14 protein-coding genes are annotated in these 13,241 nt (G+C 58.8%); 3 read left to right on the top strand and 11 right to left on the bottom strand.

Annotated elements, in window-relative coordinates; translation table 11 throughout:
- Positions 1-43: 43 nt before the first annotated feature.
- The 3 genes from holA (at position 44) to RHM56_RS00780 (ending at position 2,724) form a co-directional block, all read left to right on the top strand.
- Complete coding sequence (holA, locus tag RHM56_RS00790; RefSeq protein WP_322237581.1) at positions 44-1,081, top strand: DNA polymerase III subunit delta; 1,038 nt, start codon at positions 44-46, stop codon at positions 1,079-1,081.
- Positions 1,082-1,210: 129 nt separating this feature from the next.
- Positions 1,211-1,360 carry an alternative ribosome rescue factor ArfA gene (gene arfA / locus RHM56_RS00785; protein WP_322237578.1) on the top strand — a complete coding sequence of 50 codons (150 nt, stop codon included), beginning with the start codon at positions 1,211-1,213 and terminating at the stop codon, positions 1,358-1,360.
- A gap of 50 nt (positions 1,361-1,410) precedes the next feature.
- Positions 1,411-2,724 (top strand): lytic murein transglycosylase, encoded by a 1,314-nt coding sequence (locus RHM56_RS00780; RefSeq protein WP_322237576.1) that lies wholly within the window; start codon positions 1,411-1,413, stop codon positions 2,722-2,724.
- Between the two features lie 94 nt (positions 2,725-2,818).
- Here RHM56_RS00780 and RHM56_RS00775 read toward each other — a convergent pair whose 3' ends face one another.
- The 11 genes from RHM56_RS00775 to rsfS form a co-directional block, all read right to left on the bottom strand.
- Complete coding sequence (locus RHM56_RS00775; protein ID WP_322237573.1) at positions 2,819-3,772, bottom strand: LD-carboxypeptidase; 954 nt, start codon at positions 3,770-3,772, stop codon at positions 2,819-2,821.
- A 4-nt stretch (positions 3,773-3,776) separates the two neighbouring features.
- Entirely contained in the window at positions 3,777-4,817 is a 1,041-nt protein-coding gene (lipA, locus tag RHM56_RS00770) for a lipoyl synthase (RefSeq protein ID WP_019411984.1), read from the bottom strand.
- A 1-nt stretch (position 4,818) separates the two neighbouring features.
- Positions 4,819-5,472 (bottom strand): lipoyl(octanoyl) transferase LipB, encoded by a 654-nt coding sequence (gene lipB, locus RHM56_RS00765; protein ID WP_322237570.1) that lies wholly within the window; start codon positions 5,470-5,472, stop codon positions 4,819-4,821.
- Positions 5,472-5,747 carry a DUF493 domain-containing protein gene (locus RHM56_RS00760; protein WP_322237568.1) on the bottom strand — a complete coding sequence of 92 codons (276 nt, stop codon included), beginning with the start codon at positions 5,745-5,747 and terminating at the stop codon, positions 5,472-5,474. Before RHM56_RS00760 ends, lipB begins: the two co-directional genes overlap by 1 nt.
- A 79-nt stretch (positions 5,748-5,826) precedes the next feature.
- On the bottom strand, positions 5,827-6,984 hold the full coding sequence (locus RHM56_RS00755) for a D-alanyl-D-alanine carboxypeptidase family protein (protein ID WP_322237565.1): 1,158 nt from the start codon (positions 6,982-6,984) through the stop codon (positions 5,827-5,829).
- 175 nt (positions 6,985-7,159) lie between these two features.
- Positions 7,160-8,149, bottom strand: coding sequence for a septal ring lytic transglycosylase RlpA family protein (locus tag RHM56_RS00750; RefSeq protein ID WP_322237562.1), 990 nt, complete (start codon positions 8,147-8,149; stop codon positions 7,160-7,162).
- Complete coding sequence (gene mltB, locus RHM56_RS00745; protein WP_322237559.1) at positions 8,149-9,159, bottom strand: lytic murein transglycosylase B; 1,011 nt, start codon at positions 9,157-9,159, stop codon at positions 8,149-8,151. Before mltB ends, RHM56_RS00750 begins: the two co-directional genes overlap by 1 nt.
- A 17-nt stretch (positions 9,160-9,176) precedes the next feature.
- Positions 9,177-10,280, bottom strand: a complete 1,104-nt coding sequence (gene rodA / locus RHM56_RS00740) for a rod shape-determining protein RodA (protein ID WP_192812409.1) — start codon at positions 10,278-10,280, stop codon at positions 9,177-9,179.
- 31 nt (positions 10,281-10,311) lie between these two features.
- Positions 10,312-12,207: a penicillin-binding protein 2 gene (gene mrdA / locus RHM56_RS00735; RefSeq protein ID WP_322237556.1), complete on the bottom strand. Its 1,896-nt coding sequence runs from the start codon at positions 12,205-12,207 to the stop codon at positions 10,312-10,314.
- A 14-nt stretch (positions 12,208-12,221) separates the two neighbouring features.
- Entirely contained in the window at positions 12,222-12,689 is a 468-nt protein-coding gene (gene rlmH / locus RHM56_RS00730; protein WP_003444191.1) for a 23S rRNA (pseudouridine(1915)-N(3))-methyltransferase RlmH, read from the bottom strand.
- A 9-nt stretch (positions 12,690-12,698) separates the two neighbouring features.
- Positions 12,699-13,193 carry a ribosome silencing factor gene (gene rsfS, locus RHM56_RS00725; RefSeq protein WP_322237553.1) on the bottom strand — a complete coding sequence of 165 codons (495 nt, stop codon included), beginning with the start codon at positions 13,191-13,193 and terminating at the stop codon, positions 12,699-12,701.
- Positions 13,194-13,241: the final 48 nt, after the last annotated feature.

Below are 13,241 nucleotides of genomic sequence, written 5' to 3'. Positions count from 1 at the left end.
GGCATACGGGGCGCTCAGGCGCCCCGTCATCTATCAAGCCCCTATGAAACTCGCCCCCGCTCAACTCGCCAAACACCTGCAAGGCAGCCTCGCGCCCATCTACATCGTCAGCGGCGATGACCCGTTGCTGTGCCAGGAAGCCGCCGACTCCATCCGTAGCGCCGCCCGCAAACAAGGCTTTGATGAACGCCAGGTATTCAGCGCTGACGCCAGCTTTGACTGGGGTTCGCTGTTGCAAGCGGGTGCCAGCATGTCGCTGTTCGCTGAAAAACGCCTGCTGGAACTGCGCCTGCCCTCTGGCAAGCCCGGCGACAAAGGTGCGGCGGCGCTGCTCGAATACTGCTCACGCCCTGCCGAAGACACCTTGCTACTGATCAGCTTGCCCAAGCTCGATGGCAGCGCGCAAAAAACCAAGTGGGGCAAGGCACTGGTCGAAGGCCCGCAGACCCAGTTCGTACAAATCTGGCCGGTAGACGCCAGCCAGTTGCCGCAATGGATTCGCCAGCGCTTGTCCCAAGCTGGGCTGTCTGCCAGTCAGGACGCTGTCGAACTGATTGCTGCGCGGGTAGAAGGCAACCTGCTGGCAGCCGCCCAGGAAGTCGAAAAGCTCAAGCTGATGGCCGAAGACGGCCAGATTACGGTCGAGACCGTGCAAGCGGCGGTGGCTGACAGTGCACGTTTCGACGTCTTCGGGCTGGTTGATGCGGTACTCAACGGCGAAGCGCCGCACGCCTTGCGCATGCTTGAAGGCCTGCGCGGCGAAGGCGTTGAGCCACCGGTGATTTTGTGGGCGCTGGCCCGAGAGTTGCGGGTCCTGGCCAACATTGCCTTGCAGTACAGCCAGGGCATCCCGCTGGACAAAGCGTTTAGTCAGGCCCGCCCACCGGTCTGGGACAAACGCAAACCGCTGATGAGCAAAGCCTTGCAACGTTATTCGGCGCAACGCTGGGCTCAACTGCTGATGGATGCACAGCGCATCGATGCCCAAATCAAAGGCCAGGCGGCCGGGTCTGCGTGGAGCAGCCTGAGTCGATTAACGCTGTTGATGTGTGGGCAACGTCTGAACTTGCCTGCGGAGTAGGCACAAACGCTGTAGCCGCTTACGAAGGCTGCGTTGGGCTGCGGCTACAGGAGAACCGGCCGCCACTGGACATCTTCAAAAAACTGGCCGATGATTTGTGCTTGTTTAAACCCAGTGAGAGCAAATGCCATGAGCAAGCGCCCCAACAAGGCCAAATCCATCGTCGCCCAACCCTTGTTCCGAAGCCGCCAGGAACGCCCCGCCAAAGGCAAAGGCAGCTACCGCCGCGAAGCCTTCCAGTCGAGAGACCGGGAGGCTTTTTACTATCTGGCTGCCTGACAGCGGGGATGATAAGGTCTGCATCTGATTTGCATTACCTGGACCTGCGCATGCCCTTAAGTTATTCACGTCGTTGGCCAATGCGCCAACTGATTGCTGCTTCCAGCGTCATTTTGTTAGTCGCCTGCGCAGAAAAACCGACCGCAGCCGATGCTCAACCCCTTCCCGCCACGCCCGCCGCGCCCGTGGTCACCACCAGCGCTGCCAGCACCGATGTGCCAGATATTCAGCCCGCCCAGAGCTTCAGCGAGTGGCAGGCCAATTTCCGTGCTCAAGCCCTGAACGCCGGAATCTCACCGCAAATATTCGATAACGCGTTTGCTGGCATTACGCCCGACATGAGCGTGATCAAGGCCGACCGCAGCCAACCTGAGTTCAGCCGCCCGGTCTGGGAGTACCTCGACGGGGCCCTGTCGCCGTTGCGTGTTCGTAACGGCCAGCGCCTGCTGGAGCAAAACGCCGAGCTGCTGACCCGCATCGAGCAACGCTACGGCGTAGATCGCCAGGCGCTGGTGTCGGTCTGGGGCATGGAAAGCAACTTCGGTACTTTCCAGGGCAATAAGTCGGTGATCCGCTCACTGGCAACCCTCGCCTACGAAGGCCGCCGCCCTGAGTTCGCCCAGAGCCAACTGATCGCCGCGCTGAAGATTATTCAAGAAGGCGATATCACTCCTGAAAAAATGCTCGGCTCCTGGGCAGGCGCCATGGGCCAGACCCAGTTCATCCCGACCACCTATGAAACCCACGCCGTGGATTTCGATGGCGACGGTCGCCGCGACATCTGGAACAGCTCGGCTGATGCCTTGGCCTCGACTGCGCACTACCTGCAAAGCTCAGGCTGGAAGCAGGGTCAGCCGTGGGGGTTTGAGGTTAAATTGCCGAGCGGATTTGACTACGCGCTGGCCGATGGCGCGGTACGAAAAAGCGTCAGTGAGTGGCAGAAACTGGGCGTTACACTGCCAGCCGATGCTCAAGCGCCTACAGGCACGCAAGAGTTGAGCGCAACGTTGTTGCTGCCCGCTGGCTACCGTGGCCCGGCGTTTTTAGTGCTGGATAACTTCCGCGCCATTTTGCGTTACAACAACTCATCGTCGTACGCACTGGCCGTGGGCTTGCTCTCTCAGCGCTTCAACGGCGATGGCGTCATTTTGGGTGATTGGCCAAAAGATGACCTGCCGCTGAGCCGATCCGAGCGAATCGAACTGCAAACCCTGCTCACTCAGCGCAATTACGATGCGGGTAATCCCGACGGGATTATTGGCGCGAACACCCGCAAGGCAATCCGCAGTGCACAGCAGGCTTTTGGCTGGCCGGCAGATGGCTACCCTTCGCATAAATTGCTTGAGCGTTTGCGCAGTCAGTAACCCATTACCCTGTAGGAGCAGCCGGTCGACGCTCGATTGCCTCGCGATCTTTTAAAAGATCAAAAGATCGCGAGGCAAGCTCGCTCCTACAGGGTCAGGCTCGAACCGTCACCACCGCCTGCTCAAGCAGCAACTGCTGGTTGTCCGCATCCAGACGCACTTGCGCGCCCATCGGCAAGGTGATGTTCGGGTCGCAATGCCCACTGCGCCAGCCAGCCAGCACAGGGATATTCAGCGGCCCCAGTTCTTGCTTGAGCAACCGCTCCAGCGCCTGCACATCGACCCCGGCAAAATCCCCCACGAGCACCCCGCGTAACTGGCCAAGCTTGCCTGCCAGTCGCAGATGGGTGAGCAAACGATCGACCCGGTACAGCGGTTCGTTGACGTCTTCGATAAACAGGATGATGCCGTCATCATCCAGCTCAAACGCGGTGCCCATGGCAGCGCAGATCATCGACAGATTGCCGCCCAGCAAACGGCCACAGGCCGAGCCAGACGCCAGGGTGGTCAACGGGTAGGCCGCAGGGTGTTCGAGCAAAGCAGGTTGTTGCCCACTCAGCATGCGAAACAAGGAAGACTCAGTCGGCGGCTGTTTGTTACCCAGCAGGTCCGCGTTAAGCATGCCCCCGTGAAAGGTCACAAAGCCTGCGTAGCGGGTGATCGCCAGATGCAGCGCGGTGATGTCGCTATAGCCTACGAACGGTTTGGGATGGCGTCGCAGGAGCTCAAAATCGATATCGTCAAGAAAGCGCGAGCAACCATAACCTCCGCGCAAACAGAAAATCGCATCAATGCTGTCGTCAGCAAACGCGTCATGAAGGTCGCGCAAGCGAACGGCATCTGAACCTGCCAGGTAGCCTTCTTTTTCCCAAACACCTGGAAACACCCTGAGCTGATAACCACGGGCATGCATCCATTGGGTTGCGTGTTGCAGATCAAGTTCGGCAGGACCGGCCGGGGCGATCAGGCCGATCACCCCGCCAGCAGGCAGCGCGGGCACCGCGCTGTGAGTCTTGAAAGACACGGGCGCGGTGGGCCGGCTATTCATCGCTTCAGGCACCCACCAGCATGTTTTTAACCAGCTTGGCTTGTTCGTCAGCGTGGTACGAAGAACGCACCAGTGGGCCCGACGCTACGTTTTTGAAGCCCATTTTGTAACCTTCTTCGGCGAACCAGGCGAAGGTGTCCGGGTGAACAAAACGTTGCACCGGCAAGTGGCTGCGCGACGGTTGCAGGTACTGGCCCAAGGTCAGCATGTCGATGTCGTGTTCGCGCATGCGCTTCATCACTTCAATGACTTCGTCATCGGTCTCGCCCAAGCCCAGCATCAGGCCGGATTTGGTCGGGATGTGCGGCATCATTTGCTTGAAGCGTTGCAGCAAGGTCAGCGACCACTGGTAGTCAGAACCCGGACGCGCAGCCTTGTACAGGCGCGGCACGGTTTCGAGGTTGTGGTTGAAGACGTCTGGCGGCTCGGCGGCAGTGATTTCCAGCGCGATGTCCATGCGGCCACGGTAGTCCGGAACCAGGGTTTCGAGCAGGACGTTCGGCGACAGTCGACGGATTTCGCGAATGCAGTCGGCAAAGTGCTGAGCACCACCGTCACGCAGGTCGTCGCGGTCTACCGAGGTAATTACCACGTACTTCAAACGCAGGTCAGCAATGGCAATCGCCAGGCTTTCAGGCTCGTTGACATCCAATGGCTTCGGACGGCCGTGGCCCACGTCACAGAACGGGCAGCGACGGGTGCAGATGTCGCCCATGATCATGAACGTCGCCGTGCCACCCGAGAAGCATTCGCCCAGGTTCGGGCAGGACGCTTCTTCGCACACGCTGTGCAACTTGTGCTTACGCAGCAAGGCCTTGATGCGATCGACTTCCGGCGACACCGGGATGCGCACGCGAATCCAGTCCGGTTTCTTTGGCAACTCGGTGGTCGGAATAATCTTTACCGGGATACGCGCAACCTTTTCGGCACCGCGCAATTTAACGCCGGTCTCAACCTTGGAACGGGCCTCTTGCGCACGGGCCACACGTTCGGAGATATCCAGCGTCGGGATCAGGGTTTGAACAGCGTCTTGCGCAGTAGTCATATCAATCGATTCCGCCCGTTAGGGTCGTCTGCTCAGCATAGTCGAGGTGTTTGACGAGCTGCACGCGCAGCCGGGCACTCACCTCGGCAAATTCAATCGGCCCTGCACGGTCACGCAACTGGGTCATCGCCAGCCCCGCATAACCACAGGGGTTAATCCGTCCAAACGGTTCCAGGTCCATGTCCACATTCAGGGCCAGGCCGTGAAAAGAGCAGCCATTGCGAATACGCAGACCCAGAGAGGCGATTTTCGCGCCGTCAACGTAAACGCCCGGGGCATCAGCCTTGGCCGCTGCTGTCACACCATAAGTGTCCAGCAGGTCGATCAGGCAATGCTCCATCCGGCTCACCAGTTCTCGTACGCCAAAACCAAGGCGGCGCACGTCCAGCAACAGGTAAGCGACCAATTGGCCAGGCCCGTGATACGTCACTTGCCCACCGCGGTCTGACTTGACCACAGGAATATCACCCGGCAATAACAGATGTTCGGCCTTGCCTGCCTGACCTTGGGTAAACACGGGCGGATGCTGCACCAGCCAGACTTCGTCTTGCGTGTCCGGCTTATGCTTGCGCTCTTCAGTGAAACGCTGCATCGCCAGCCACGTGCGCTCGTAGTCGAGCTGACCCAGCTCGCGAATACCCAAGACCTGCGACATCACAGCACCATGTGTACGAAGCCGGTGGCTCGCAATTCGCTGTTGATGTTGTACAGCTGGTCTTGATCGGTCGCAACAATGTGCAACTGGATCGTGGTGTATTTGCCATTGGTGCTTTGGCGCTCGTCAATGCGGTCGTCATTGACCGTTGCGTATTTCTTGACGATATCAATGATCTTGTCTTTGTTGCCCACACCCGTGTCGCTGATCACCTTAACCGGGTAATCCACGTTAGGGAATTCGATCTTTGGCGCCTTTACTTCGGTGTCGGTCATGGCGTATTGGCCTCGTAAGCCCAGGACTACAGAATGACCCCGTGCAGGGTAAGCACGGGGTCACGCAGGGGGAGTGCTATCAGTTGAACATCCCGTAGAAGAATAGACGGATGCTATCCCACACGCGGCGGAAAATACCACCTTCCTCAACCGGCTCAAGGGCGATCAGGTCGGCGCTGTGCACAACCTTGTCGTCCAGCTTGACCTCAACCTTACCGATCACATCACCTTTGGCGATAGGCGCCATCAGTTGTGGGTTCATGGTCATGCTGGCAGCCAGCTTTTTCAATTGGCCTTTAGGCAACGTCATGGTCAGGTCATCGGCCAGACCGGCTTTAACCTGATGCGTGGTGCCTTTCCAGACCGGAGCCTGAGCCAGCTCAGTGCCTTTCTGGTAGAAGGTTTGGGTTTCAAAGAAACGGAAGCCGTAGGTCAGCAGTTTCTGAGTTTCAGCCGCACGGGCCGCTTCGCTGTTAGTACCGAATACCACGGCGATCAGGCGCATGCCATCACGTACAGCCGAAGACACCATGCAGTAGCCGGCTTCGTCGGTGTGGCCGGTTTTCAGGCCATCAACGGTCTTGTCACGCCACAGCAACAAGTTGCGGTTAGGCTGTTTGATACCGTTCCAGAAGAACTCTTTCTGCGAGTAGATCGCGTAGTGAGTCGGGTCTTCGTGAATGATTGCGCGAGCCAGCAACGACATGTCGTGAGCCGACGAGTAGTGCTCAGGGTTCGGCAGACCGGTCGGGTTCATGAAGTGACTGTTGCTCATGCCCAGGTCGCCAGCGGTTTTGTTCATCATGTCTGCGAAGGCGTCTTCGCTGCCGGCGATGTGCTCAGAGAGCGCAACGCTGGCGTCGTTACCCGACTGAATGATGATCCCGTGCAGCAGGTCGCTGACCGACACTTGGGTGCCGACCTTGATGAACATGCGCGAACCACCTGTGCGCCAGGCGTTCTCGCTGACAGTCACCGGGTCGTTCTCGCCAATCTGGCCACGACGGATTTCCAGGGTCGCGATGTAGGCGGTCATCAGCTTGGTCAGGCTGGCGGGCGGCAGGCGCTGGTCGCCGTTGTTTTCAACCAGCACGTTACCGCTGTTGGCATCCATCAGAACGTAGGACTTGGCAGCCAACTGTGGCGGCGACGGCATCATCTCGACTGCCCAGGCAGCCGGGGTGATGATCAGCGGGACAAGCAGGCACAGGCGTTTGGCAAAGGTGGTGATGTTCATCCGTCTCTCGAATTTGTTAATGAAAACTTACCCTCGCGGGCAAAACTTTTGTGACAGCCGTTTGACGGGCTGTCGCGTATTCAGTTGCAAGCCAGCCTCTGGACAGGCTTTTATTGTTGATCCTTGCAACTGCGTTTGGGCCTCCGGGGTTCAAGGCCCAACGCTTCAATCAGTGTTACTGATCCGTCACAACGCTTGGCTGACCCAAATTGGCCGATCGCACGCTGTTTTGCATGTTCTGCACTTCACCGGCCGAGGCAATCGGCCCCAGGCGAACGCGGTGCAAAGTTTGCTGATTGCGCACAATCGAGCTGATAAAGACGGGTGCGCTGACCATGCCACTGAGTTTGGATCGAAGCAACTCGGCAGCGTCCGGATTGGCAAATGCGCCGACTTGCAGATAAGTGCCCTGGCCCTTTTGCGCAACCACGGGCGGAATCACGTCCGAAGCGTGCTGCTGAGGCGGCGGTGTCCACTGCTCCACTTTGCCGGTCGACACTGTCAAACCGGGTGCCGCTTGCGCTACTTTAGGCTCGTTGAGCATTAACGGCGCCGGGCGACCACGCTGAGCCCACCAGGCTTGCGGGTCAATGCCTTCAACCTTGACCCGAGCCGTGCCCGTTTCGGCATAGCCGAGTTTTTTGGCCGCGGCGTACGACAAGTCGATGATACGGTCCGAATAGAACGGCCCACGGTCGTTGACCCGCAAAACCACGGTCTTGCCATTGTCCAGGTTGGTCACTTTGACGTAGCTGGGCAATGGCAGCGTTTTGTGCGCGGCGCTCATGCCGTACAGGTCATACACTTCGCCATTGGCGGTGTTCTGCCCGTGGAACTTGGTGCCGTACCAGGACGCAGTGCCCGAGGCCACATAGGTCTTGGACTCTTGCATCGGAAAGTAGGTTTTGCCCAATACCGTGTAAGGGTTGGCCTTGTAAGGTCCGGTATGCAGCGTCGGCGTGGCATCCGGGATGCGCGAGACATCGACATCCCACCACGGCGCGCCGTCTTTGTGAGCGCGGTTGATGTCGAGCCCAGGCTTGGAGCTGATAGCGGTCGAGGTTTGCGGGTTGCTCGAACGACTGCTCGAACAGCTCACCACCAGCAGCGCCATCGCCGCGCAGGCAGCGAGTTTCAAAGGTGTGCGGATCGCAGGAAACGCCATTACTTGTTGCCCCGAGCTTGAACCAGCAGGTCGGACAGTTGATGCACTGCCATGGCGTACATCACGCTACGGTTGTAGCGCGTGATCGCATAAAAATTCTTCAGGCCCATCCAGTATTCAGGACCCTTTTCGCCTTCAAGACGGAACGCCGTTACGGGCATGTCGTCGCGCAGCGCATCATGACTCGACCAGCCCAGCGCTCGCAACTCCCCGACGGTCTTGACCGGTTCAATCCCTTGGGTCAACCCTTCATCGACCCGATCGCCCTGCACGTCGGCACGGGCCACCACTGGCTCGCCCGCGACCCAGCCATGGCGCTTGAAGTAACTGGCAACGCTGCCAATGGCATCGTCCGGGTTGCTCCAGATATTGATGTGGCCATCGTTATCGAAGTCCACCGCATAGGCGCGAAAGCTGCTCGGCATGAACTGCGGCAAGCCCATCGCACCGGCGTAAGAACCTTTGAGGCTCAGCGGGTCGACTTGCTCTTCGCGGGCCAGCAACAGGAATTCGCGCAATTCCTTGCGGAAAAACTCGGCGCGCGGCGGGTAATCAAAGCCCAGGGTCGACAACGCATCGATCACCCGGTAATTGCCGGTATTGCGACCGTAGAAGGTTTCAACGCCGATGATCGACACAATCACCTGCGCCGGGACGCCGTATTCCTGCTCGGCACGAGCCAGTACGGCTTCGTGCTCACGCCAGAAATCGACACCGCGGGCGACCCGGGCATCGGTCAGAAACATCGGCCGGTATTCTTTCCACTGTTTAACGCGCTCGGCCGGGCGAGAAATAGCGTCGAGAATGGCCTGCTTGCGCTCAGCCTCGCGGAAAACGCCCATCAACTGTTCACCGGCGAACCCGTAGTCACGGGTCATCTCGCCGACGAATTCAGCCACTTGGGGCGAACCTTCATAGTCGCCGGCCACCGCGTTGTGCGCGGCACCGAACAGACCCAGCAGGCCCACCCATGACGCGTATCGAGCGGCCCAGCCACGCATTGCTTGCATTGAATTGTTCACCTTAATCAAACTTGCGCGATCCACTTTCGATGCGTGTGGATCGACATCAAAACTCCAAACGCTGACAGCAGCGTCACGAGCGAAGTTCCGCCATAACTAATAAACGGCAATGGCACACCCACCACCGGCAACAGGCCACTGACCATACCGATGTTGACGAAAACGTAAACAAAAAAAGTCATGGTCAAACTGCCCGCCAGCAACTTGCCGAACAGCGTCTGTGCCTGGGCAGTAATCACCAGGCCGCGACCAATCAACAGCAGGTAGATCAACAGCAACGCGCAAATGCCCACCAGGCCGAACTCCTCCCCCATAACGGCGATGATGAAGTCGGTGTGGCTTTCTGGCAGAAAGTCCAGGTGCGACTGGGTGCCCAGCAGCCAGCCTTTACCAAACACGCCGCCCGAACCGATGGCTGCCTTGGACTGAATGATGTTCCAGCCAGTGCCCAGCGGATCGCTCTCAGGGTCGAGGAAGGTCAAGATTCGCTGCTTCTGGTAGTCGTGCATGATGAAAAACCACATGGCAATCGCCACCGGTATGGCCGCCGCCAGCACGCTGATAATCCAGCGCCAGCGCAAACCGCCCATAAACAGCACGAATGCACCACCAGCCAGTACCAGCAACGCCGTCCCAAGGTCGGGCTGACGTACGATCAGGCCAAAGGGGATCCCGATCAGCAACAAACTGACCGCCACGTGCTTGAGCTGCGGCGGCAAGGTGCGCTTGGAGAGATACCAGGCGATGGTCGCGGGCATCAGGATTTTCATGAACTCAGAGGGCTGGAAACGAATGACCCCCGGAATGTTGATCCAGCGCGTAGCACCCATGGCGTTGTGGCCCATGACGTCCACCACCACCAGCAACATGACCCCGGCCAGATAGCCGATCGGCACCCAGCGCGCCATAAAGCGTGGTTCCAGTTGAGCGATGATGAACATCGACACCAGACCGATACCAAACGAGGTCGCCTGTTTGCTCAACAAGTCCCAGCTTTTGCCACTGGCCGAATACAACACAAACAAACTGCCCGCTGCGAGCGTCAGCAACAAAATCAGCAACGGGCCGTCGATGTGCAAACGCTGAAGCAGCGTGGCACGGCGACGCATCACATCCTCACTGGAGAGGATGCGGTCAAAATTACTCATCATTGGCCGTAGCCTCCGCCTTTGAAGCGCTGGCGTACTCAGGTTTGAGCTTGCCGTCTGCATCCAGCAGCCAGGCATCCATGACCGAACGCACCACAGGTGAAGCCACGCGGCTGCCGGCTTCGCCGTTTTCGATCATGACCGAGACCGCGATTTGCGGGTTGTTAGCCGGCGCAAAACCGACGAACAAGGCGTGGTCACGGTGACGTTCCTGGACCTTGGAGCGGTCGTATTTTTCGCCCTGCTTGATGGCCACCACCTGCGCCGTACCACTCTTGCCAGCAATCAGATACTGCGCCCCAACGCCTGCAACCCGCGCCGTACCGCGCGCGCCATGCACCACTTGCTGCATGCCGTGGGTAACCTTGGCCCAGTTGGACGGGTCGCGCAGCACAATATCGGGCATTGGATTAGGGTCTACCGGTGGAACACCCTCAATGGTTTTAGCCAGGTGCGGGCGACTCCACTTGCCTTTGCTGGCAATCAACGCAGTCGCTTGGGCCAGTTGCAAAGGGGTGGACTGCATGTAGCCCTGACCAATCCCCAGAATCAGCGTTTCGCCCGGGAACCACGCCTGACGCCGGGTCGCACGCTTCCACTCACGGGAAGGCATAAGGCCAGCCGATTCTTCAAACATGTCGAGCGAGACTTTTTGACCAATGCCGAACTGATTCATATAAGTCGACAAACGGTCGATGCCCAGCTTGTGGGCCAGGTCATAGAAGTAGGTGTCGTTGGAGCGCATGATCGCGGTGTCCAAATCGACATAGCCATCACCGGTGCGGTTCCAGTTACGGTACTTGTGATCGTAATTGGGCAACTGGTAATAGCCAGGGTCATAGACCCGAGAGGTGCCCGTCACGACACCGCTGTCCAGCCCCGCAATCGCGACCGCAGGCTTGATGGTCGAACCTGGCGGGTACAGGCCACGCAAGATCCGGTTGAACAGCGGGCGGTCAATCGAGTCACGCAGCTCGGCGTAGGCCTTGAAGCTGATGCCGGTCACAAAGAGGTTAGGGTCAAAACTCGGCTGGCTGACCATCGCCAGCACTTCACCCGTCATCGGGTTCAATGCGACCACGGCGCCACGGCGACCGGCCAGCGCTTCTTCGGCCGCCTCTTGCAACTTGATATCCAGGCTTAGAACGATGTCTTTGCCGGGAATCGGGTCTGTGCGTTTAAGCACCCGCAGCACACGGCCACGCGCGTTGGTCTCGACTTCCTCGTAACCCACCTGACCATGCAGCTCGGCTTCATAGAAGCGCTCGATGCCGGTTTTGCCAATGTGGTGAGTGCCGCTGTAGTTGACCGGATCGAGGGTTTTAATCTCTTTCTCGTTGATCCGCCCCATGTAACCCACCGAGTGCGCAAAATGCGCACCTTGCGGGTAGTGGCGTACCAACTGGGCAACCACCTCAACCCCTGGCAGGCGGAACTGGTTGACGGCAATCCGGGCGATTTGTTCTTCATTGAGCTCGAACAGAATCGGCACCGGCTCAAACGGCCGACGCCCCTGCTTCATGCGCTTTTCAAACAAGGCGCGGTCTTCAGGCGTGAGTTGCAGCACTTCGACGATGGCGTCGAGCACTTGCGCCCAGTCGCCCGAGCGCTCACGGGTCATGGTCAGGCTAAAGCTGGGACGGTTGTCTGCGATCACCACACCATTGCGGTCAAAAATCAGACCGCGAGTCGGGGGGATCGGCTGCACATGCACCCGGTTGTTTTCAGACAGCGTGGAGTGATAGTCGTACTGCACCACTTGCAAGTAGTACAGACGAGCAATCAGTACGCATATCAGAGCCACCACCACGAATGCGCCGACCACGACGCGTTTGCGCACAAGGCGTGCGTCCTTTTCGTGGTCTTTGAGGCGAATCGGCTGGGTCATTCTGGGGCGCTGAGCTATTTGTGATAAGGGTGCCCGGACAATACCGTCCAGGCGCGATACAACTGCTCACCGATCAGAATCCTTACCAACGGGTGCGGCAACGTCAACGGCGACAGCGACCAGCGCTGATCGGCGCGGGCGCAGACTTCTGGCGCCAACCCTTCCGGGCCGCCCACCATAAAGTTCACCGTACGCGAGTCGAGGCGCCAGCGGTCCAGCTCAACCGCCAGTTGCTCGGTACTCCAGGGCTTGCCGTGCACTTCGAGGGTGACAATCCGCTCCCCCGGGCCGACTTTGGCCAGCATGGCCTCGCCTTCCTGACGGATGAATCGGGCCACGTCGGCATTCTTGCCACGGGTATTGAGCGGAATTTCTACCAGTTCAAGGGCCAACTCGGATGGCAGACGCTTGGCATACTCATGCCAACCTTCTTCCACCCACTTGGGCATCCGCGAACCGACAGCGATCAAACGCAGGCGCACAGCGAACCCTTATTCCTGGTCTTTGTTGAGCTTGAGGAAGTGCTCGTGGCTGTTTTCCGGGCTGTGGTGTGCAGCGCTGGCCGAACGGCTTTGTTCTGCACCAGCCCACAGGCGTTCCAGGTCGTAGAACTGACGCGCGCTGGCGGTCATCATGTGCACGATCACATCGTCCATATCCAGCAGAACCCAGTCGCTGTCGCCCTTGCCTTCTTCACCCAGCGGCTTGACGCCCTGTGCCTTGACGGCTTCGCGGACCTTGTCCAGCATCGCGCCGATCTGACGGTTCGAAGTACCGGTGGCGATGATCATGAAGTCAGTGATGCTGTGCTTATCACGCACGTCGATCACTTGGATGTCCTGGGCCTTGACGTCTTCCAGTGCTGCTTTGGCCACTTCCACCAGTGCTTCGCCAGCCAGTACCACACCCGTGTGGGCGGCAACTGGCAACGGGGCGCTTTTGAAGGTGCCTTTGCGCTTTACTTTGCTTACATCTTTATCAGTCATATAAAACTCGTTTTGCTCGTATGTTCGGCTGCTTCAATACACGTCAAA

This window comes from Pseudomonas sp. CCC3.1, assembly GCF_034347405.1.
Lineage (GTDB): Bacteria > Pseudomonadota > Gammaproteobacteria > Pseudomonadales > Pseudomonadaceae > Aquipseudomonas.
Note: the sequence above shows the minus strand (reverse complement) of the source record. Positions and strands in the feature narration are given on the sequence as shown.